Raw genomic sequence first — 21,489 nt, forward strand, 5'->3', positions numbered from 1 at the left:
GTTTCCGCGGTGGGGGCGGTGGCGGCTTCCACGGTGGCGGTGGTTTTCGTCCCGCTGGCGGGTTTCACGGTGGCGGCTTTCATTCCGCTGGCGGCTTTCGTGGTGGAGGCTTTCACTCCTTTCGCACCGCGCCACACGCGGGACGCAGTTTCAGCGCACGCGGCTTCCAATCCCACCCGACCCACGTCTTCGCCGGTCGCAACACGCCCTCCGGCTTTCATGGTCGAACCGGCGTTTCGCACGGCTTCGTCGCAGCCAACCGCACCGCCTCGAACCGGATAGCCCAGCGCAATGCCAATGCGGTCGGCCATGCGCTATCCTCGCGTCGGGTCAAGAGCGCTCTGCACGCTCCTGGCGGGCTGCGCAATCCGATGACTCGCGCTGCCATTACGGCGGGCGTCGCGAGTGCCGCCTGGAGTCAGCACAATGGCGGCTTATGGTGGCGCCACCCGCACGGCGGCTTTGGCTGGGTCGGCCCGGTGTTCTGGCCTTTTGCCTATTACGATCTCTATGATTACGCCTGGTGGGGCTGGGGCTATGACCCATACTTCTGGGACTATGGGTATGAGGATCTCTATGCCGGCTTGTTCGGCCTCTACGATTATGGCGCCTTGAGTGGCTATGCAGGCTATCTGCCCGGCTATGCCGGACCGACGCGGAGGGTACGCGCTTCCAGAGACTCTGACGCAGAAATAAGCCTTGCCGACATGTGCGGCAGCATCAGCCAGGATATTGCCGGATTTCCGATCGAGCGGTTCCGAGATGCGATCCAGCCCAACGACGAGCAGAGCGCCGCGCTCGACGATCTCGCCAATGCCTCCCAACGAGCGGCTGAGACCATTCGCAATTCATGCCCTCGGGACGTGGCGCTGACCGCGCCGAGCCGTCTCGCTACCATGGAGCAGCGCGTGGCGGCGATGCGCAGCGCCGTCAGCATCGTGCAGCCTGCGCTCGACAAATTCTATGGTCTCCTGAGCGACGAGCAGAAAGCCAAGATCACAGCGCTGGCGGCGGATCAGCAGCCTGCGCGGCGCGAGGATCTTCCGAGCAACGGCAACTGCAAGGCGGAGCAGCCCGGCGCGACGGACTGGCCGAGCGAACTGATCGAGCGTAACGTGAAGCCGACCGACGCACAGCGCCCGAGCCTCACGGCGCTGGAGGATGCCACGGCCAAGGCGGCGGACATTCTGAAATCATCGTGTCCGCCGGAAGATGCGCGCACGCCGCCCGCACGGCTTGCCGCGGTTGGAATACGGCTTGATGCCATGCTCCAGGCCATTGGGACGGTGCGCCCAGCGCTCGATACCTTCTACAACTCGCTGGCCGACGAGCAAAAGGCGGCGTTCGATGCCATCGGCCCCGAGCGAAACGGCGCCACAAATGCGTTAGCCGCCGACAGAGCCGAGAGCCCACGGCCTCGTCACCGCCGCCACCGTCATCGCTACAATTACGGCGGCATCATCTTGCGCATGATGGGGCTGTGACACGCGTTGACAGCTTTCGTCCTGAGGACCTACGCGCCGTTCGCGGCAAAGAGAAAGTATCCTTTTCCTTGTTGGGAAAGCGGTCTGGTCGACCACTGGGACGACGAACCGGCGGCGCATGCAGCGGCAGCCCTACAAACGGATACGAAGATCACGTTCGGCGCCGGGTTTAGAGCGCCCATCTCCTGCGATGGTTGGCAGATCCGCACTTTCGTCGAAATCGTCCCAATTCAAAACCCCGCTTGGGGTGCGGTTGGCCGGGCTACTTTAGCGGACCGTGGCCAGCATGCGATCTCCGTGTTGCCTCGCAAGCATCCACTGCGGGTACTCCGGCCTGAGAGCGCTGACCAGCTTGTCCTGAACGGTCACTGAAGCACAAGCCGCGTCCGAGCGCGCGACGTAACCTCGAAACCTGACGGGATTCGGATGCGTGACAATTCCTTCGTTGATGTCGACGGAGAAATTGTAGATCGCATTCACAAGCGCCTCCCGGCTAGACCTTGGTATGGTTCCGTGATTCCTTCAGACGACCGACCTTTACCTAAGTTCGATTGAGCGGTTCATCACAATGACCTTAGGGTGGATGCGTTGGAAGAGCGCGGGCTCACCGCGCGCAGCAGCGAAAGAGGAAAGATCGACAAACACTGCGATAGAGCCAAGAGGAGACGACAATGCCCAATTGCAGCAAGAATCCTGGACATGGCAAAGCCACGCGATGCGCAGTCTGTGACGGCAAGTTTGGACTCGTCCGGTACTACTCGTGGCGAACTCCTCTTTGCTCCAAGGTGTGCGTCGATCGCTTTAGAACTCGCCGGGAAAGTGATCGCAATTGGCTGACCTGGCTCAAGATCGCCTTGAACGAACTGCCAGAGAATCGCGCGAGGGCAACATGACGTTACAGATCTCACAGCGAGGTAAGCAGTACTTGCAGACAGCACGGACCCTGCTCCGCACCGCCCAAACCATGACCGACGAGATGGTTGTGAGTCAGCTCAAGGCCCTGGCCGATGATTACGAGCGGCGAGCCGAGAAGGCGTCGCTTGCTGACGCTGCCAAGGCTTTGGCTCGCTCGGCGGCTGTCGTTGAACCGGAGTGGTAGGGCACGCCTGGCCTTGCCTGGTCACAAGCTTTTCATTGTTTCCGCCTGCAGGCCTGCGGTGGTTTGCTGGCCCACATTGGGATGATTATCGTCGTCTCATCGCGCGTTTGGAGCGAACATGGGCGAGGTCTTCCGATTTACTCCAAAGTCCAGGCCCAACCGCCTGGCTCATGGCTGGCCCGGGGCGAATAGAGGCGAAATTGTCCAATTTATCCCAAGGTCGGAGCGCGCGCGAATCCGCCTCATTCGAGAAGCGCGCGCGATCAATGGCAGCATCTTCCCGTCGTCTGATCCGGTTGGCGCGCGGAGGGATACCATATCATTGAGCCACACGGCAGGCGGCGCCACTACCAATCGCCACGACGGGACCCTACTGTCATGATCAAGATCATCGCCGTGCTCTGCAATCTCTCGTCTCCCGCGAATTGCCACGACCAGATCGTCACTGCATCGGATTTTGCCGATATCTCGATGCAGTCCTGCCTGATGGGCGCGCCGCAACTCGCGGGGTGGATGCAGCAGCATCCGGCCGAGCGCCTGGCGGCATGGCGCTGCGTGATCGGCAAGAAGGATGACAGAGGAGCCTAGTGAGCCGCCTCAATACCCGGCAAGGGAGTGAAATTGCCGCTGCCTGGTTTGCGATCATTTCGCCCGAGGCAGTCGACGGTTCGCACTGGCGGAGTTTTTCGGGATTTGAATCGAGAACGAATTCGAAACCGCCTTCATTCAACAACCGCTGGTAGGTGGGCTCAGCGAGCGCCGTGCGCGTGGCCTTCGCGATATGCTCTATGATCGGGGTCGGTGCACCGGACGGCGCGAGCGGTTCCATCATTGCAGTCACGGTCAAGCCGGGATGTTGATGGTAATGCTGGACCCGTAGGACGGGGGAGGTCGTAAGCCGCGTGGTGTTCCGATTATGCTCCCCGTAGTTCTCCTACCGTGAACGAGGCCCCGAGGCGGTAGACACCTGCGGCGGCTTGTCGCATACATGGCGTATGAAGAAAGGCGACGTCACCTGCCCCGATTGCTTCGCCGGTTATCGCCGGATCGAATTGGAGACACGCAAGGGGCAACCCGGGCACTTTAGGTGTCTGGTTTGCGAACGAATTCGAGAAGTCTTCGACGGCTCGCGGGAGATCGCTTACCGACTAACCGTGCAGCCCTCCGACCTGCGTCCACATGATAAGACCGGTGCGGAGGAGCGATGCTCGCTGTGGTCTTGTCGTTGGATTGACCACTGTGGCGCCGGTCTTAATCCCGTTTGAGTTCATAGCGCTACGTGCCCAACAGGGCCGCAAAATATTTGCGGCCCGCTTGTTGACCAGTAGCGCTTCTCCGATGCCTCCTTGATTTGGCTCAATCGCCCCTGTTGGCTTCAGCCTAGCGTGACGACGCGGGGAGGGGCACTCGCAGGGTGCTCGTCATGTCCGAACGGATGTCTCTCTCCGACGTGCATCATCACCCAGAAAAGACCAAAAGCTCCAAGCACGCTCTCGAGATGCTCGCCCTAGCGAGGGCCGCCGGCCTATTCGGTTCTGATCTCGCTGGGCGACTTCTTCGTCCAGCGGCGAAATGCACGGCGGAAATTTGCGGCGTCGCTGAATCCCAGCGCCAGCGCAATGTCCTCGTTGGCGAGCTTGGTCGTGCGCAGATATTTCAGCGCGATGTGTGCCCGGAGTTCATCCAGGAGGCCTCGAAAAGAGATGTCTTGCTGCCGAAGCTGACGCCTCAGCGAACGATCACTGATGTCGAGCAGTTTTGCCACGGCGGCAAGGGTTGGAGGGTTGGCGATATCCCGCAGCAGAAACGCGCGGATTTCCCCGGCGATCCCAACTCGTAATTTCAGTTCGTCCAGCAGATTGTCGCAAAGCGCAACGACCATCGGATAGGTCGTCTTGTTTCCGAGATGTGCGGCCTGGTCCAGCCAGTCCGAGCGAAAAACGATCCGGTTGAGCCCGCCCCCGAAATGTACCGGACATCCGATGAGGTCCGCGGGAAGGCCGAAGCCATCGCCTTCAGAATAGGTCAGGCTGACGTGATCGGGAGTGAATGCGGCGCCCATGATATCGCGCATCAACGAGATGTGGATACCGATCTGCATCTCGGTGATGAAGCGGTAGACTCGTGGATTGATTGATGCGCGCGTATTGGGTTCAATCGTCCAGCTTCCGAACCCTTTCTCCTCCCTGAACTCGATCGTTGCGAGCGGCGCGGCAAGCGAGTGATAACGCCAGGCAAAGGCCATGGCGTCGCGAAAGTCGGGACAGCAAAGAATAGCAAATCCGTACATGCCGTAGGTGGAGATATGGATGGACGCGCCGATGCGATACGGCAGGTGCGGCTCGCTTGAAAGTCGAACGGCGTTCTCGCAAGCCGTCATCAATTGCGCGAGCGAAATCCTCGTCTTCGGAGAGTGCACGTCCTCCTCAAGGAGAGAGACGTTTCTCAATATTTCGTTGGCCGGGTGCCCCCGTTTGACTAGCTCGTCAAACAGGGCCGCGAGTTTGGTCGACTCGTAGACGCGTTCGCCTGGTCCGACGACCGGCGCTTCCTTCGCATCGATCGTCTTGCCGAGCTGCCTGGAATCGCTCAACTGAACCTACCTGTGAATACGGTCGCAACTCGCGAGCCGACTTAAACCGACCACAAGCATATGCTGCATTGCTGTCGAAGCCGAACAGCAGTTTTTCGATCGTCCTGCAGATCGCCCGTCGCTCATTGTGCAGCGCCGAGATAAGGCTTCCCGCAGACTCAAATCGCAGCAATTTTGTGCAAGACCGCGTGACGGTTTGAGGCGCACGCTTGTCCGGCCCGGACCGGGCGTTGTCCGTTGCAGACCTTCGCAAGAACGACGCCGCGCGCGAGGCTTGCGCGGTTGTCGCGCGACGGAACCGTCGTGAGGCAGGTCGGCAGACCAGGTGATCCGCTTGCTTAGAACTGCGGACGCTGGCCGCCGGGAGTGAGACGTTGAGGGAGGCCGCCATGGTCGGAAGGCTGATTCAGAGCGCGAAGTCTGCCTATCAGTTTCCTTTGATTTTCAAGCAGTTGTGGCACACGCCGCTCGTGCAGGCGCCCGATCAGGAGATTGTCTATCGCGATCTCAGGCGCTTCACCTATCGCCAGACCAGCGAACGGATTGGCCGTCTTGCATCGGCCCTGAGCAAGGCAGGAGTAGAACCCGGTGACACTGTCGGCGTCCTCGATTGGGACAGCCACCGCTTCCTCGAGGCATTCTTCGCGATCCCCATGATGGGGTGCGTGCTGCAGACGGTGAATGTCCGGCTGTCGCCTGAACAGATCGCCTACACGATCGATCACGCAGGTTCGTCGACGCTTCTCGTGAATGAAGAGTTCGTCGGATTGCTGGAAGGGATGAAGTCCCAATTGCCGAAGGTCAAGCGGTTGATCGTGATGTCGGACGGACCGGCGCCGCAGACGGGCGGCCTGTCCTTCATCGGCGAATATGAGAGCCTGCTTGCTGCCGCGTCACCCGACTACGACTTTCCCGACTTCGACGAGAACACCCAGGCGACGACATTCTATACGACCGGCACGACCGGTCTGCCCAAGGGGGTCTATTATAGTCACCGGCAACTCGTGCTCCACTCGCTGGCGGGATTGGCTCTGTTCGGGATCGCGGGCACGCAGGGCCGCTTTTCGCGTGACGACGTCTACATGCCGATCACGCCGATGTTCCACGTCCACGCCTGGGGCTTCCCTTGGTCGGCGACGCTCGCCGGCGTCAAGCAGGTCTATCCCGGACGCTATGAGCCGGCGATGCTGGTCAAGCTGATCAAGAGCGAGGGTGTGACCTTCACCCATGGCGTGCCGACCATTTTGCGGATGCTGCTGGACGCCGCCGCCAAGGCGAACGTCGATCTGAATGGTCTCAAGATGGTGATCGGAGGCTCCGCCTTGCCGAAGGCTCTCGCCAAGCAGGCGCTCGCCGCAGGCATTGACATTTTCGCCGGCTACGGGATGTCGGAGACCGGACCGCTTGCAGCGGTTTCCCACGTCAGATCGAAGGACCTCTCGGGCGATTCCGACGGCGAGGTCGAGTTCCGCACAAGAGCCGGCATGGCCGGGCCGTTGGTGGATTTGCACATTGTCGACGACGACATGAAGGACGTACCGCATGACGGCAAGTCCGCCGGTGAGATCGTCTTGCGCGCACCCTGGCTCACGCAGGGCTACTTCAACAATCCCGAAGGCTCAGAACAGCTCTGGGCCGGAGGCTATCTGCACACCAGCGATATCGCGGTGGTGAGCCCCGATGGCTACGTGCATATCACCGACCGCATCAAGGACGTCATCAAGACCGGCGGCGAATGGGTGTCGTCATTGCAGATCGAGGACCTGATCTCGCAATGCCCCGGCGTTGCGGATGCCGCTGTCATCGGCGTCAAGGACGAGAAGTGGGGCGAACGACCGCTGGCGCTCGTGGTCAAGCAGGAGTCCGAAACGGACGGCGTCAGCGAAACTGCCATCAAGGATCATCTCAAGGTGTTTGCGGACAAGGGCGTTATTTCAAAATATGGCATCCCGGAGAAGATCATTTTCATCGCGAATATTCCGAAGACGAGCGTCGGCAAGATCAACAAGCAGGAGCTGCGGAAACGGTATGGCAACGTGTAGCCGTCCGCCACAGCCACGAACGGGGAGGAGAACGTGAGCAACCTCACTCTTGCCGACCTGAGCGAACGAGTTGGCCAGGAACTTGGTCTTTCCGACTGGGTTGCGATCGACCAAGCGCGCATCGACACCTTTGCGTCCTGTACGGGCGATCGCCAGTGGATTCACGTTGATGTCGAGAAAGCGAAGCGGGAGAGTCCTTTTCGCGGTCCGATCGCTCACGGCTATCTGACGCTCGCGATGGTCGCTCCGCTCGCCATGGAGATCGGCGTCATCCCGCGTGACGCCGCGGCCGGGCTGAACTACGGGATCGACAAGGTCCGCTTCCTCGCGCCGGTGCCGGCCGGCGCGCGCGTGAGATTGCGCGTCGTGCTCGCCGGAGTAGAGCCGAGGGACGGCGGACAGGTAATCATGAAGACCCAGAACACGCTGGAAGTGGAGGGATCGGAGAAACCTGCCCTGATCGCCGAGACGCTGGCGCTCCTGATCCCCGCAGCGGGAGCGCGACGACAATGAACGCCGAGAACCGCCAACAAATCCCGCTCAACGAGGGGATATCGGAAGACGCGTCCCGGAATACACTGGCGCTCAATCCCCTTGTCGGCATCCGGGGCCAGGACCTCGTCGACAGCGCAGGCGTCCTGTTCAAGGCCGTCTTCAACGAGCCGAAGGTCGCGGCCGACCAATGGACGTCCTTTCTCGGCGAGTTTGGCTCTATCCTCATCGGCAAGTCGGAGCGCGCGCCACAGGCCGGCGACCGGCGATTTTCCGATGCCGCCTGGAAGGAGAGTGCGCTGCACAGCGGAATGCTCAAGGCCTATCTCGCCTGGGGCGACGCGGTCAGCAGTTTCGTCGACAAGACGAGCCTCAGCGATATCGACAAGGCCCGCGCGCATCTGGTCACGGAAATCCTGATCGATGCGGTGGCCCCCACCAATGGGATGCTGACCAACCCGGCGGCAGTGCGCAGGTTCGTGGACACCGGCGGCCGCAGCGTCTGGCATGGCCTGAAGAATTACATCGACGATCTTGCCCGGAACGGCGGCATGCCGTCGATGGTCGATCAGAGCGCGTTCAAGGTCGGCGAGAACCTTGCCACCACCGAGGGCTCGGTGATCTTCCGCAACGAGTTTTTGGAACTGATCCAGTACACGCCAACGGCGCCAAAAGTCAGGAAACGGCCTCTGGTCATCACGCCACCGCAGATCAACAAATATTACGCACTCGATCTTTCGCCCGACAAGAGCATGGTCCGCTTCCTGCTCGAGAGTGGCATCCAGGTCTTTTGCGTGAGCTGGCGCAACCCGACTGCGGCCAACCGCGAGTGGGGTCTCGATAGCTACGTCGTGGCGCTCGACCAAGCCGTCGACGCTGCGCGCGAGATCACCGGCAGCAACGACATCTCCATGATGGGCTCCTGTTCCGGTGGGATCACCTCGACCGCATATTTCGCAACGCTGGGCGGCCCCGCCGAAAAGATCAGGAACATGGTCTTGGCGGTCTGCCTGCTCGATCCGAATACGGCTGATGAGAGCGCGTTCGGCTGCCTGATGACCCCGGAAACCATGCACGCCGCCAAGGAGGCCTCGCGACTCCGCGGCATGGTCGACGGTCACGAACTGGCGCGGATGTTCGCGTGGATGCGGCCGAACGACCTGATCTGGAACTATTGGGTCAACAATTACCTGCTCGGCAATCGACCTCCCGCATTCGATATCCTGTACTGGAATGCCGATACGACCCGGCTTCCGGCCCGCCTGCACGGCGACTATCTCGACCTCTATTTCACGAATCCGTTCGTCAATGCCGGAAAGCTCGCGCTGAACGACGCGGCGATCGACATGAGCAAGGTCAAGGCGGACTGCTACGTCGTTGCAGGTGTCACCGACCACATCACGCCGTGGAAAGGCGTGCACAAGACGGCGCAGATCATGGGCGCAGCCACGACCTTCGTGCTCTCGAACAGCGGTCACCTGCAGAGCCTTCTCAATCCGCCGGCGAATCCGAAGGCGTCCTTCATGATCGGTCCCGTCAGTCCAGCCGGACCTGATGCATTCCTGGTCGCCTCCGAGAAGCGTAAGGGAAGCTGGTGGCTCGACTGGCGCGATTGGCTTCACGCGCGATCGGGCGAGGAGGTGGATGCGCCGGCATCGCTCGGCAGCCAGCGTCATGCCGTTCTCGCTCCAGCTCCGGGGACATACGTCTTTGAATGACACCACGACGAATACGCAGCCGGCGACGCAGACCGTTACGGGCAAGCCGGGCGAGATCAGTGTGCAGCAAATCGTGATCGACGAGCAGTCGCTCCGGGTCGCCATCAGGCATGGGGGCGAGCGGCAGCCACCCCTCCTGCTGTTCAACGGGATCGGCGCCAACTGGGAGCTGGCGAAGCCGCTCCTCGAGGCGCTCACGAGCACGACAGCGATCATTTTTGACGTGCCCGGGCGTCGGCGCCTCGCCGCGGCCGCTTCTTCCGTATCGCCCGTCGACGCTGGCGCGGCTCGCCGCCGGCCTCGTCGCGGAACTGGGCTACGCTGAGGTCGACGCCGCCGGCGTGTCATGGGGCGGCGGGATCGCACAGCAATTCGCGCATCAATATCCGAAACTGTGCCGGCGGCTGGTGCTGGCCGCGACGTCGCCCGGTTTCACCATGGTGCCGGCGAGTCCCGCGGTGTTGTGGAAGATGGCGACGCCGCGGCGCTATACCGACAAGCTCTACATGAACAGGATAGCGGCCGACATCTATGGCGGCGCATTTCGCTACGACCCGTCGCTCATCGCCCGGCATGTGGCCGCGATGCACGGCGGGCGAAATCTGGGCTACCTGTATCAGCTCCTCGCCATGACCGGTTGGACCAGCCTGCCATGGCTCTGGTCGCTGCCGCAGCCGACGCTCGTGCTGATGGGCAGCGACGATCCGCTGGTTCCCCCGATCAACGGTCACATTCTGGCAGGCCTGATCCCGAATGCCGAGCTCCGCATGATCGACGACGGGCACCTGTTCATGGTGACTCGCCCGGCGGAAACCGCTGCTCTGATCGAGGCATTCCTGGTCGACGAGCGCCCGCAGCCTGAACCGTCCTCCTTGCTTTCGCGGACGGCCGGTCGCGTGAGAGGTCCCATTCCAACGTCCGAAGGCGGACGCCACCAGTCCTGAGCACAGCAACAAGGGAGGATATCATGACGGACGCGACATCATACATCGACATGCTGAGGAAGTTCGGCAGCGATCTCGGCTTGCCGAAACTGAACGTGGATGAATTGCTCCAGGCCCAAAAGAAGAACATCGATGCCCTCGGCGAAAGCGCGAAGGTCGCCGCGCAAGGCGCGCAATCGGTGGCGCGGAAGCAGCGCGAGGTGCTGGAGGCAGGTCTGAAAGAGGCGGCGACGCTTGCGCGCGAGTACAAGCCGCTCGGCAAGGTTCACGAGAACATCGCGTTGCAGACCGAATTCGCGCGAAAGGTATTCGAGATCACGGTGCAAGGCGCACAGGAGAACGCGTCGACTGCAAGGCAATCGACCGCGGAGGCGGTGAAGATCATCCAGGATCGCGTGAAGGAGAGTCTCGAGGAGATCCGCGCCAGCATTCGACCGAACAAATCAGCCTGACGCCGCGATCCGCGCACGAGGGAGGGAGCCATGGCGAACCCGCAGGCCACCCGGACGGGGCGGCCGGACTACGCGCCGCCGCCGGTCAATGGCGATTTCTTTGGAATTGCAAACGTGCTGAACGATGGCGAACGCGCGCTGTTGCGGCGCGTTCGCGACTTCACCGAGGCCGTCGTCGCGCCCGTGATCGAGGAGTACTGGGGCCGCGACGAATTCCCGTTCGCGATCATTCCGAAGATGGCCGAAATCGGCATCGGCGGCGTCGGCTATCAGGGCTATGGCGCGGCGGGCGGCAACTGGTTGTTGAACGGATTCGTGGCGATGGAGCTGGCGCGGGTGGACGCGTCGCTCGCGACGTTCTGGGGCGTGCACACCGGGTTGTCGGCAGGCTCGATCTATCTGTGCGGCGACGAGGCGCAGAAGCAGCGCTGGCTTCCGCCCATGATGCGCTTCGAGAAGATCGGCTCGTTCGGCCTGACGGAGCCGTTGGTGGGCTCCGCCACGTCGGGCGGCATGCTGACGACCTGCCGGCGCGAAGGCGACGGCTGGATCCTCAATGGCCAGAAGAAGTGGATCGGCAACGCCACTTTCGCCGAAATCAATGTCATCTGGGCGCGCGAGGAGGGTTCGAGCCAGGTCAAGGGCTTCGTCGTCGGGAAGGACAATCCAGGCTTTTCCGTCGAGAAGATCAGGACCAAGATGGCGCTTCGCGTCGTGCAGAACGGGCTGATCACCCTGAAGGATTGCCGCGTGCCTGAGGCGGACCGTCTGCAGAATGCCAACTCGTTCAAGGACACCGCCAAGGTGCTGAGGATGACGCGCACCGGAGTGGCATGGTTCGCTGTAGGCTGCCAGATGGGCGCCTACGAGCACGCGCTGCGCTATGCGACCGAACGGATGCAGTTCGGAAGGCCGATCGGCGGATTCCAGCTCGTGCAGGATCTCCTCGTGCGTATGCTCGGCAACGTCACGTCGACCCAGGCGATGATGCTGCGTCTCGCCCAGCTACAGGACGAGGGCGTGATGCGCGACGAGCACGCATCGCTGGCGAAGGCATTTTGCACCGTCAAGTGCCGCGAGACCGTTGGCTATGCGCGCGAACTGCTCGGCGGCAACGGCATCCTGCTCGAGAATCACATCGGCCGTTTCGTGGCCGACGCCGAAGCGATCTACTCCTATGAAGGCACCAGGGAAATGAACACGTTGATTGTGGGCAAGTCGATCACCGGGCTGAGCGCCTTCGTCTGACGCGACGCAGCGGAGCACTAGGGCGAGGGGCGATCAACACGACGGGGAAGCGGCCATGAACGGAGCGGAAAGTCTGCTGCGGATGCTGGTCGGATCCGGCGTCGAGGTCTGTCTTCGGCAATCCAGCGCGTCGGAAATGCATTTCGACAACTTCGCCGGCCAGGGCCAGATGATCCGCTTCCTCAAGGACGTCATGATGGCCGGAGGCCTGCCTCAGATCGCGGCAGCGGGGTGCCCTCAGCGTCGATAACCGGCTGTCCAACGGGCGCGTGGCCGTTGCGAACGCCTAAGCACGCGAACAAGAACGAGAGGCGATTCGCAGCCCCCGCAGCTCAAAATCTCGATTGCCTACGGTCGCCTTTGCGCGTCGATCTGCCATCTACGCCGCCGAAGGCCTCATTCCGACAGGGGAAAATATCAACTGCCGGTTTGGAGCAGGTTCAACAGCACATTTGTCGGAATGCCCATTGATTCTCCTGCCAAAACATTCGCCCAGTCGACTCCGTCGGAATCAAGAATCTTACGTCGACGTATGAACGGCCGCTTCTGGCAAGCTACCAAGGCGCGAGGTCTGGAGTAAGCTGCTCTCCGATAAGAAAACAGCGCTTCCACATTAGTGGGTTTAGCGATGTAGCGGACCCCAGCTACCAAATCTATAATTTTGCGCGCGTAACTACGATTTTCGACCATCTTGTACTCCTGGCGGTAGCCGTCGCGTAGGCTAGAATTCGGTTTGCCTCTGAGACCTTTTCGCGCCAATCAGGCACCGCGGATTCGAGGCCACAGGTTGAACAACTCTTGCTGCAAGGCAGCTCTCAAGGGCTGACGCCGGGCGTCATTGACGCTGAAACCGTCGCCAAGCGCCGGGGCTGCTACCCGTCGACTCCGAGAACACACGTGTGAAGTGGCTTTGATCGCCAAAGCCGGTGGCTTTGGCGATTTCGACAAGCGACAGTCGCGAGTTCGACAGCAACGACTTGGCTTTCTCGACGCGATGTTCGCGTAGCCAGCGATGCGGCCGTATGCCCATCGATTGCGCGAAGGCACGGGAGAAATGGCCGGGTGACAACCCGCACTCGGCCGCGATGTCGGCCAGCGAAAGGTCGCCGTCGAGATTTTCGCTCAGCAGTTCGGTTGCTCGTTTTTGCTGCCAAGGTGCAAGCCCGCCGCGAAGCTTGGCGGTCGGCTGATCGATGCCGGCGTATTCCTTCAGGAGATGCGCGGCGGCGGCATGTAAGACGTGGTCGACGAAGATCCGGCTCGCTTCCTGCGGCTTCACCAGGGACGGCAGCAGCGCGCTTGCGAGTTGGGTCAATGTGCGATCTGGAGAGCAAACGCCAGTAGGTGCATGCAGCTCGTCGAGACGCTCTGTTCCTTGTTGCTCGAGCATTCCATTCAGCGCGCTGCGCGTAAAATAGAAATGCACGAGATGAAAGCCGCTCTTGAAGCGCACCCTGTTGTCATGTCGCAGGTCGAGCAATGTCGTGCCGCCTGCTGCCTGGGGCCCCTGTAGCGCAAGTGGCCGCTCGTTAAGCCAGATCTCACGGTCGAGTCCCTCGGACAGCGAAACCGACGCGATGATGGAATCTTCGGTTGGCAGAGGATTGGATCTCTCGAGCGACGGTTGCTCGGAGACGACCAGTGTTGCGGCATACTCCTTGCGATGCCCCTTCTGCCGAACGACGGAAGGCGCCTCCTTGATGTGAAGGATCTCTGCCACCGTTTGACCATATCCTCTGAGGTTGGACATCGGCTGGGCTTCTCGCTCGCGGCGGTTGGTTCGACCCTTCGTCGTTCAGGATAAACGCGCGCTCCGCCAGGCGTGCGGACTATTCCCGACGACCCGACTGAACACGCGTACCAGATGACGCTCTCCGGCAAATCCGCATTTCATAGCGATCTGGGCAATCGACATCTTCGTTTGCCGCATCATCTCCATCGCCTTCTCCAGCCGCCGTTCGAGCAGCCATTTGTGAGGAGGCATTCCGACCGAACTGGTAAAGGCGTCAGAAAATATGCTGAGGGGTATGCCGCATTCCAGCGCGAGCTGCGCGATCGTGACGTTGCCGTCGAGATGCGCGGCGATGACGTCCTTCACCCGGGCTTCCTGCCATTTTGCGAGTTCGCCTGCGGTGGCTGCCGGCCGGTCCGCCCTGGGGTTGTAGGTGCGCAGGACATGCGCGGCGATCGCCGTCGTGACGTGATCGACGAAGAGCATGTTGGCTTCTTCCGGACGCCGGAAGGCAGGATAGAGGGCAAGGCCGAGATCCCGGATGACGGGGTCGTCGATGCCGCTGCATGGGTCGTGCGCGAATTCGTCGATATCGCGTGCCTCGTCGATTTCTGCAATGTGGGCGAGAACGCCTCGCGGCACGTAAAACGACATCATATGGAAGGACGAGACGCCGTAACCGATGTATTTTTTCCGCAGATCGAAAATGTTCGACGAGCCGGCCCCGAGAGGAAGCGCCTGGACAGGTTTGTCATCGATCCAGAGGATCCGCTTGGGCCAGTCTCGCATGTTCAGGGTGATGAGGAACGCGCTCTCCTGGGGCACGGCCGAGGTGTAGTCATTCTCGGGAATGTCGCGCCGCACTTCCGTTACCGCGATTTCCGACTTTTGCAGCACTGGTCGGGTGACCATCGTCTGGGCCTCGCCGGCATGCAGTGCCTTGAGAAGGTGCTGGCCGTAAGCGACTTTTTCCATTGCGGGAGATCCAAATTCGCGCGCCCGTTCAAGCTGTTGTGTCGACCATAGAGACACGGGGGGAGGGGCGGATTGTCTGAATTTGTCGTCGTTTTGCAAAACTGATCAGAAAACGTCCGGCTGCGACTATTCCGGGTGGCTCCCTTGGCACCTCCACCCTACCATACTCGCTGGCAAACTTGGCGACCGGACAGGGGTAGGACCATTTCGACTTTACCTGCGAGGGCTGCCGAGCTCCGGCGCGGTTGGCCGGCCATGATCGCCTGCCTCATCGGCAATGCGATCGGACTGCATACCCTCCCGCCCTTTACGATCGGGCTGTTCGTTGTGCCGCTCCAGCAGGACCTGGGGTGGACCAGGATATCGATTTCGCTCGGTATCACCATCATCACGATCGGAACCGCGATGTCAGCACCGCTGGTTGGCCTGTTCGTCGACCGGATCGGCGAGCGCATCCTGATCGGCATCGGCATGCTGATGTTGGCTGCAGGCTATTTTGCCTTGAGCTTGATGGGCAGTTCGATCATCCAATATTGGACGATCATGGCCCTGATGGCTCTGCTCGGTGCGGGCTGTTCGCCGGTGACCTTATCCCGCATTGTCGTTGGACTCTTTGACCGGACCCGCGGCGCAGCTCTGGGTGTGGTGTTGCTCGGCACAGGGCTAACGAGCGCGGTCGCGCCGATCCTCTTGTCGCCGATCATCGTCGTATCTGGCTGGCGCGCTGGCTACGAGGCGCTGGCGCTGGTGATGCTCGGCGGATTTCCGATCGTCCTAGGCCTGCTGGCGCTCAGCGGGGTGGGTGGCTCGCGCAGATTGGCGTCGAATGCGCCCGGCGCAGAAGATGCAGTAACCGTTGGCGAGGTGTTCAGGCATCCAGTTTTCGTTCGCCTTATCATTCCTTTCGTGCTCGTTGCCATCGGAACTGGCGGGGTGGTCGTGCACTTTGTGCCGATGTTGATCGATGCGGGGTTCAGCGCGGCGCGCGCAGGGCAAATGTCGGGCTTGCTCGGCCTGTCGCTCGTTTTGGCCCGGTTGCTGGTAGGCGTCGCGATCGACTTTGTCTTCGCGCCTAGGGTCGCGATATTGATGATGGCGATAAGCTCGGTGGGGTTCCTTGCGCTGGCATTCGGTGGAAAAGGCCTCACGCCCTATGCCGCAATCTTCGTCGGCATGTCGTTAGGGGCCGAAGTCGATTTTATCGCCTACCTTGCCTCCCGGTATTTTCCGAAGCGCTACTTCGGTCGCGCCTACGGGTGGCTCTATTCGGCATTTCTGGTGTCGGTTTCCCTTTCCCCCTTGGTCTATGCAGGGTTTCGCGAGGGGATCGGAAGTTACTGGCCGGGCTTCCTTTGGGCGTCGGCATTCCTTGCGCTCGCCAGCATTTGTTTCGCACGGCTGCCGGGGTTTCCAAAAAGCGGTGCCGACCGCAGCATGATAGCGAACTAGTAGTCCGGACCTTCATTGCCCTCGAGCAGGATGCGCTGAGCGGCTCCTTCGAGGTCGTCGTATTGGCCGTTCTTCAGCGTCCACATGAACGAGGCGAGCCCTGCCAGGCCCAGGCCGATCGCGATTGGCACGAGAAAGAAGAAGTCGATCATTGGCCGGCTCCAAACGCAATGGTGGCTTTGGACACAGGAGCACTCCGCGGCGCGCCAGGTCGCATCAACCGGCTATTGAGTCGTAGCGAGTTGGCGACGACCGTTATGGACGAGAGGGACATGGCGATAGCGGCAAAAATAGGCGTCACTAGGCCGAGCAGAGCGAATGGCACAGCCACAATGTTGTAGATCACGGCCAATGCGAAGTTCTGCTGAACGAGGGATTGCGCTGCGCGTGATATCTCGACCGCCCGCGGAATGGCCTCGAGACTGTCACGGAGGAACACGAAATCCGCGACATTGCGGCCCACATCGGAGGCCGAGGCAGGCGCAATCGAGACATTGGCGGCCGTCAGCGCCGGGGCATCGTTCAAGCCGTCGCCCACCATCAGCACTTTGCGACCGGCTTGCCTCAAGGTGGAAACATGCGCGATCTTTTCGGCTGGCCCAGCCTCGGAAATCCAGGGAAGGCCGAGCTGCTGAGCAATGTCCTGCACGCGACAGTCCTTGTCCCCGGACAGGATTTCGGCAGAGATGCCTGACTTCGTCAGTTCTGCGACGGCCTTCTGCGCGCCGTCACGCATGGCGTCGTTGAAGGTGAAGTAGGTTTGGCCTTTACCGTTGATTGCGAACGCGACGGTCGCTTCCTGATCTCCTTTGCGGCATCGCCCGCCGGCGATCGCCCAGTCGGGACGCCCCAATCTATAGACGTTGGCGCCGCAATGCGCCTCAAGGCCTTTGCCCGGATGCTCAGCCACGGCGTCCAAATCAACCCGCCGGAACGGATCGCCAAGAGTTGCCAGTGCTTGTGAATAGGGATGATACGATTGCATGGCGATGGTGGCTGCCAAAGCCAACATGTCGGCGCCGGTATCGCCCGTTATCGTCGGCTGCGAGCGTCCCAACGTCAGCGTTCCTGTCTTGTCGAAGACCGCCGTATCGACCTCTGCGAGCCGCTCCAATGCGCCGCCGTCTTTCGGCATGATGCCCAGCTCGAACAGCCGGCCCGCGGCGACGACATGAACCATGGGAACGGCAAGTCCGAGCGCGCAGGGGCAAGTGATGATCAGAACGGCAATCGCAATGGTGATGGCGCGATGAGGGTCACCGGAGACCATCATCCAGCCGACAAAGGCAAGACTCGCGAGCGCGTGAACAGCAGGCGCATAGAGCCGTGCGGCACGATCGGCGATCCGCCGATAGGACGCGCGCCCCCTTTCCGCGGCTTCCGTCATGCGCATGATGTCGGCAAGAAACGAATTGGCGGCAGTCCTCGTTGCGACGATTGTCAGCGGACCCGTCAGATTGAGGATGCCGGCTTCCAGTTCGGTCCCCGCCTTGGCCTGAACCGGGACGCTTTCGCCTGACACGAAGGAATGGTCGAGCTCGGAAGTTCCCTTGATCACCCGCGCATTGACGGGCACGCGTTCGCCGGCCGCGAGCAGAATCGTCATGCCGGGCTCGATCTCGTCCATCGCCACGTAGGTCTGCGTGCCGTCCGGCTGGAGGACGAGCGCGCCGCGCGCCGCCAGCCGCGCCAGTCCGCTGACGGCCTGTCGCGCCCGTTCCCGCATCACATGGTCCAGTGTCCGGCCAACGAGGAGGAAGAACAGCAGCGAGACGGCGGCATCAAAATAGGCGTATGGACCGTGATGGAGTGTCTCGTACAGGCTCATGCCGAACGTGAGCAGCACGCCGATCGAGATCGGCACGTCCATGTTGGTTTGTCCATGCTTCAGGCTGCGCCAGGCCGAACGGAAGAAAAACTGGCCGGAATAAGCAAGCGTCGGCAGTGCGATCAGCGCCGAGATCCAATGAAAGAGATCGCGTGTTGGCGGTTCGGCGCCCGCCCATACCGAGGCCGACAAGAGCATGATGTTGGTGGCCGCAAAGCCCGCTACCGCCAGTGCGCGCAGCAGTTCGGACAGGACAGCATCCTTGCCGGCCGCATCGGCGTCGTGCAGGTGAGCCCGATAGCCGAGCGCTTCCAGAGCTGCCATGAATTGCGGTGGCACGTCGCCGCGCCAAACGACTGCTACGCGGCGGGTTGAAAGATTGGCGCGTGCCCGAACTACACGATCGAGCCCGCTGAGCGCCGCTTCGATACGTTGCAGGCACGCGCCGCAATGGATGTCCGGCACCGACAGATCGGTCTGGCGCAGCCCATCCTCAACCATCCTGCTCGCAAGCAGGATCTCGTCATTCAGGTTCTGAACCTGATGCAAACAGAGTTCGGCGCCAGGTGCGCAGCAACTCATGGACAGGCTCCGTCCTTCGACCCACTAATCCGTTGCGGGCTCGACCGAGCGATAGGCGTGCCAGGTCGCATGACCCAGCCATGGATAGATCACGATCAGCCCCAGCATCCCGGTAGCCAGGCTCACGAGGAACAGCGCGAGCACCATCGTCGCCCAGATCAGAAGTACACGCAGATTGTTCCAGACGAGAGCCATGCTGGACCCCATCGCGGTCAGCGCGTCCGTGCGCCGGTCGAGCAACATCGGGACGGAGAAAACACTGATCGCAAAGGAGAACGCAGCGAACAGGCCGCCCACGGCCGTGCCCACAACGAGCATGGCCCAGCCGACCCGCGTGGTGAACAGCATCGGTGCGATACGATCGAGGCCCGGAAAGGCGACCATCCCGAAGAACAGGGCGTAGATCAGCACGGCTGCCCGGATCCAGACGATCATGAGCAACGAGAGCAGCACGCCGGTAAACAGGATCTGGCCGCCCGATCGCGGTTTCACGAAGACAAGATGGTTCCAGCGCAACGGCAGGCCTTCTTCGATCCGTCGGCTTTTCTCATAGAGTCCGACCGCAAGAATCGGACCGATCACCATGAAGCCGGCGAACAGCGGAAACAGGATGTAGTCGCGCTTCAGCAGGATCAGGCCGCTGACGAGCGCGATCGAGATCATGAAGATGACGACGCCGTAGGCAAGGCTCAGCGGCATCTGGGTCGTGAAATCTCGCCAGCCCGACGCCAGCCACTTGAAGGGATCACGCGTCGCGAGAGCGCGTGCCCAACGATTGACCGTCGGAAGCGGCGGCGCCAAGGAAGGAAGCATCGTCATCGCTTGTTTCCTCTTGTCGTGTTGTCGAGGGCCGATGGTGAACAGGCCGACTGAGCCGCGCGGTAGGCAAGCGCGACCGGACCCGTCTCGTCGCGGCGAAGATGGCTGACGCAATCCGGCTGCGACATCGTGGCGACGTAGACGAGATGCGCATTCGCGGCGAGAATAACGATCAGCCCAAACCCAACCAGAATCCAGAGCAGGACCGTCGCCCTGCCGGTGCGGCGCCGGCCGACGGCGAAGCTGCTCATGGCCCGGGCATCCTCTTGTCGACCACATACAGCGTCAGGATCTTCCGATCGAGTTTGGAGAGACGGCTCTCCCAGGTCGGCATATGTCCCTGGCGGCCGCCCCACACGGTGGTGTCGATGGTTTCGAAGTCGCCGCCATAGATCCAGAAGCGATCGGTCAGGTTGGGGGCGCCGACGTCCGGATTGCCCTTGGCGTCAGGACCATGGCAGGCGGTGCAATTGGCGGCGAAGAGCGCCTTGCCGGCTTCGACCTTGACGGGGTCGACATCCTTAGCGCCGGGATGCGACAGGGCATAGACATAGCTCACGACGTCGAGCTCCTCCTTGTGCGCCAGCATCTGGTCGCGGCCGAATGCCGGCATCTGCGAGACATGCGTATCGGGGTGGGCGGAGTTCACGCCGACGCGGATGGTGTTGAAGATGTCCTCAGGCTTGCCACCCCATAGCCAGGACGTCGTCGTCAGGTTCGGGAAGCCTGGACCGCCTTTGACATCCACGCCATGACACGCGGCGCAATTGTTTCCGAACAGAGTGCGGCCGGTCTCACGCACGACATCCATCAGCTTCGGATCGGATTGGATTGCCGCAAAATCTTCCGTCTCGATCCGCTTGGACCAGACGCCGCGCTCCAATGCGGCGTCCTGGAGCGAAGCCTTGACCAGCGCCCGCTGGTCGGTTCCGAGCAGGCCCCTGGTATAGGTGACGCCCAGCGGCCAGGCGGGCATCAGCACCCAATAGCCGACCGAGAATAGGAACGCCAGGGTCAGGAAGAAATAGAGCACACGCGGAACGGGCGTGTCCAACTCCTTCAGACCGCTCCATTCATGGCCTGTCGTAAGATAGCCGGTATAGCTATCGCGGTCCGGTTGCTCTACTGCCATGGTCCTGCCTCATCGCGAAAGATGGATCGGGAGGCGTCATCGAACCGTTTCTTGTTCGAGGGTTTCATGGCGTAGATCACGACTGCGACCAACATCGCGATCAGATAAAACAGCCCGAAGGATTTCGAGAACCCAACAAGGAATGCATGTTCGATCATTGCTCTATTCCGGCTTGTGCAGTCGTCCTATGCGCCGCGTCTGTGAGGCGTCCGAGGATCTGGAGATAGGCGACCAGCGCATCCGTCTCGGTCAGGTGACTGGGATTTCCGTCAAATGCACGCATCGTGGTGGCTTTGCCATATCGCTTGATCACGCCGTCAGCTTGAGGCGAATCCGGATTTGCCTGGGCATAGGCATCGACGGCGGCATTGGCGATCATGTCGTCGGTATAGGGGACCCCGACGGCGCGCTGCGCCTTCAGATGCAGGCCGAGATCATCGGTGCGCAGCTCGGTCGTGAGCAGCCAAGTGTAGGCGGGCATCACCGAGACCGGCACAACGTCACGCGGGTTGTTTAGATGCGCGACATGCCACTGGTCGGAATATTTCTCTCCGATACGGGCGAGATCCGGCCCCGTGCGCTTCGAACCCCAAAGCATCGGATGGTCGTATTTGGATTCGACCGCGAGCGAGTATGGGCCATAACGGTCGACCTCGTCGCGAAGCGTACGGATCATCTGCGAATGGCAGGCGTAGCAGCCCTCCCGGATGTAGATGTTGCGGCCGGCGAGCTCGAGCGGCGTGTATACCCGCATGTCGGGAGCATCTTCCACCGTCTGGTGGATGGTGAAGAGTGGCGCAATCTCGACAAGGCCGCCGATGCTTGCGACGCCGATGATCGCGAGCGTCAAACCGATCGCCTTGCGTTCGACCCGGTAGTGAACTCCGAAAAGCGACATGG

The 21,489-nt window shown here is 61.5% G+C and carries 23 protein-coding genes; 12 read left to right on the plus strand and 11 right to left on the minus strand.

Features of this window, described 5'->3' with window-relative positions; genetic code table 11:
- A partial coding sequence (locus AC630_RS23980; RefSeq protein ID WP_143198261.1) for a hypothetical protein occupies window positions 1-311 on the minus strand: 311 nt, incomplete at its 3' end.
- Between the two features lie 60 nt (window positions 312-371).
- Here AC630_RS23980 and AC630_RS23985 point away from each other — a divergent pair.
- The 3 genes from AC630_RS23985 (at window position 372) to AC630_RS24010 (ending at window position 3,171) form a co-directional block, all read left to right on the plus strand.
- Window positions 372-1,484 (plus strand): Spy/CpxP family protein refolding chaperone, encoded by a 1,113-nt coding sequence (locus AC630_RS23985; protein ID WP_083636360.1) that lies wholly within the window; start codon window positions 372-374, stop codon window positions 1,482-1,484.
- 889 nt (window positions 1,485-2,373) lie between these two features.
- A complete protein-coding gene (locus tag AC630_RS24000) occupies window positions 2,374-2,583 on the plus strand; it encodes a hypothetical protein (RefSeq protein WP_074120914.1) in 210 nt (69 codons plus the stop codon).
- 378 nt (window positions 2,584-2,961) lie between these two features.
- On the plus strand, window positions 2,962-3,171 hold the full coding sequence (locus AC630_RS24010) for a hypothetical protein (protein ID WP_074120915.1): 210 nt from the start codon (window positions 2,962-2,964) through the stop codon (window positions 3,169-3,171).
- 937 nt (window positions 3,172-4,108) lie between these two features.
- On the opposite strand, the gene AC630_RS24020 is transcribed toward AC630_RS24010, so the two are convergent.
- On the minus strand, window positions 4,109-5,176 hold the full coding sequence (locus AC630_RS24020; protein ID WP_074120916.1) for an AraC family transcriptional regulator: 1,068 nt from the start codon (window positions 5,174-5,176) through the stop codon (window positions 4,109-4,111).
- A 389-nt stretch (window positions 5,177-5,565) separates the two neighbouring features.
- On the opposite strand from AC630_RS24020, the gene AC630_RS24025 reads away from it, so the two are divergent.
- From AC630_RS24025 to AC630_RS24055, 8 genes are read left to right on the plus strand one after another with little or no spacing between them, the layout of a single operon-like run.
- Window positions 5,566-7,218 carry a fatty acid--CoA ligase gene (locus AC630_RS24025; protein ID WP_074120917.1) on the plus strand — a complete coding sequence of 551 codons (1,653 nt, stop codon included), beginning with the start codon at window positions 5,566-5,568 and terminating at the stop codon, window positions 7,216-7,218.
- Window positions 7,219-7,251: 33 nt separating this feature from the next.
- Window positions 7,252-7,731, plus strand: coding sequence for a MaoC family dehydratase (locus AC630_RS24030; RefSeq protein WP_074120918.1), 480 nt, complete (start codon window positions 7,252-7,254; stop codon window positions 7,729-7,731).
- Entirely contained in the window at window positions 7,728-9,428 is a 1,701-nt protein-coding gene (locus AC630_RS24035) for an alpha/beta fold hydrolase (protein ID WP_074120919.1), read from the plus strand. Before AC630_RS24030 ends, AC630_RS24035 begins: the two co-directional genes overlap by 4 nt.
- Complete coding sequence (locus AC630_RS46310) at window positions 9,421-9,753, plus strand: alpha/beta fold hydrolase (RefSeq protein ID WP_208867041.1); 333 nt, start codon at window positions 9,421-9,423, stop codon at window positions 9,751-9,753. The genes AC630_RS24035 and AC630_RS46310 overlap by 8 nt, the downstream gene beginning before the upstream one ends.
- Window positions 9,647-10,372 carry a poly(3-hydroxyalkanoate) depolymerase gene (phaZ, locus tag AC630_RS24040; RefSeq protein WP_074120920.1) on the plus strand — a complete coding sequence of 242 codons (726 nt, stop codon included), beginning with the start codon at window positions 9,647-9,649 and terminating at the stop codon, window positions 10,370-10,372. Before AC630_RS46310 ends, phaZ begins: the two co-directional genes overlap by 107 nt.
- Window positions 10,373-10,395: 23 nt before the next feature.
- Entirely contained in the window at window positions 10,396-10,824 is a 429-nt protein-coding gene (locus AC630_RS24045) for a phasin family protein (RefSeq protein WP_074120921.1), read from the plus strand.
- Window positions 10,825-10,854: 30 nt separating this feature from the next.
- On the plus strand, window positions 10,855-12,072 hold the full coding sequence (locus AC630_RS24050; RefSeq protein ID WP_074120922.1) for an acyl-CoA dehydrogenase family protein: 1,218 nt from the start codon (window positions 10,855-10,857) through the stop codon (window positions 12,070-12,072).
- 55 nt (window positions 12,073-12,127) lie between these two features.
- Window positions 12,128-12,322 carry a hypothetical protein gene (locus AC630_RS24055; protein WP_074120923.1) on the plus strand — a complete coding sequence of 65 codons (195 nt, stop codon included), beginning with the start codon at window positions 12,128-12,130 and terminating at the stop codon, window positions 12,320-12,322.
- Between the two features lie 585 nt (window positions 12,323-12,907).
- On the opposite strand, the gene AC630_RS24060 is transcribed toward AC630_RS24055, so the two are convergent.
- Together AC630_RS24060 and AC630_RS24065 are read right to left on the minus strand one after the other, a co-directional pair.
- Complete coding sequence (locus AC630_RS24060) at window positions 12,908-13,822, minus strand: AraC family transcriptional regulator (RefSeq protein ID WP_074120924.1); 915 nt, start codon at window positions 13,820-13,822, stop codon at window positions 12,908-12,910.
- A gap of 45 nt (window positions 13,823-13,867) precedes the next feature.
- Entirely contained in the window at window positions 13,868-14,878 is a 1,011-nt protein-coding gene (locus tag AC630_RS24065; protein ID WP_143198263.1) for a helix-turn-helix domain-containing protein, read from the minus strand.
- A 156-nt stretch (window positions 14,879-15,034) separates the two neighbouring features.
- Here AC630_RS24065 and AC630_RS24070 point away from each other — a divergent pair, with 156 nt between their 5' ends.
- Window positions 15,035-16,228 (plus strand): MFS transporter, encoded by a 1,194-nt coding sequence (locus AC630_RS24070; RefSeq protein WP_074120926.1) that lies wholly within the window; start codon window positions 15,035-15,037, stop codon window positions 16,226-16,228.
- Here the strand turns inward: AC630_RS24070 and ccoS are convergent.
- From ccoS to ccoO, 7 genes are read right to left on the minus strand one after another with little or no spacing between them, the layout of a single operon-like run.
- Window positions 16,225-16,380, minus strand: a complete 156-nt coding sequence (gene ccoS / locus AC630_RS24075; RefSeq protein WP_074120927.1) for a cbb3-type cytochrome oxidase assembly protein CcoS — start codon at window positions 16,378-16,380, stop codon at window positions 16,225-16,227. The two genes, AC630_RS24070 and ccoS, sit on opposite strands and share 4 nt — an antisense overlap.
- Entirely contained in the window at window positions 16,377-18,638 is a 2,262-nt protein-coding gene (locus AC630_RS24080) for a heavy metal translocating P-type ATPase (protein WP_074120928.1), read from the minus strand. The genes ccoS and AC630_RS24080 overlap by 4 nt, the downstream gene beginning before the upstream one ends.
- Before the next feature lie 24 nt (window positions 18,639-18,662).
- Window positions 18,663-19,457 carry a DUF2189 domain-containing protein gene (locus AC630_RS24085; protein ID WP_074120929.1) on the minus strand — a complete coding sequence of 265 codons (795 nt, stop codon included), beginning with the start codon at window positions 19,455-19,457 and terminating at the stop codon, window positions 18,663-18,665.
- On the minus strand, window positions 19,454-19,708 hold the full coding sequence (locus AC630_RS24090) for a hypothetical protein (protein WP_074120930.1): 255 nt from the start codon (window positions 19,706-19,708) through the stop codon (window positions 19,454-19,456). Before AC630_RS24090 ends, AC630_RS24085 begins: the two co-directional genes overlap by 4 nt.
- A complete protein-coding gene (gene ccoP / locus AC630_RS24095; protein WP_074120931.1) occupies window positions 19,705-20,589 on the minus strand; it encodes a cytochrome-c oxidase, cbb3-type subunit III in 885 nt (294 codons plus the stop codon). Before ccoP ends, AC630_RS24090 begins: the two co-directional genes overlap by 4 nt.
- Window positions 20,580-20,747 carry a cbb3-type cytochrome c oxidase subunit 3 gene (locus tag AC630_RS24100; RefSeq protein WP_074120932.1) on the minus strand — a complete coding sequence of 56 codons (168 nt, stop codon included), beginning with the start codon at window positions 20,745-20,747 and terminating at the stop codon, window positions 20,580-20,582. The genes ccoP and AC630_RS24100 overlap by 10 nt, the downstream gene beginning before the upstream one ends.
- A complete protein-coding gene (gene ccoO / locus AC630_RS24105; protein WP_074120933.1) occupies window positions 20,744-21,487 on the minus strand; it encodes a cytochrome-c oxidase, cbb3-type subunit II in 744 nt (247 codons plus the stop codon). The genes AC630_RS24100 and ccoO overlap by 4 nt, the downstream gene beginning before the upstream one ends.
- Between the last annotated feature and the right edge of the window lie 2 nt (window positions 21,488-21,489).

Origin of the sequence: Bradyrhizobium sp. AS23.2 (genome assembly GCF_001908185.1) — a bacterium.
In the GTDB taxonomy this organism is placed as follows: Bacteria; Pseudomonadota; Alphaproteobacteria; order Rhizobiales; family Xanthobacteraceae; genus Bradyrhizobium.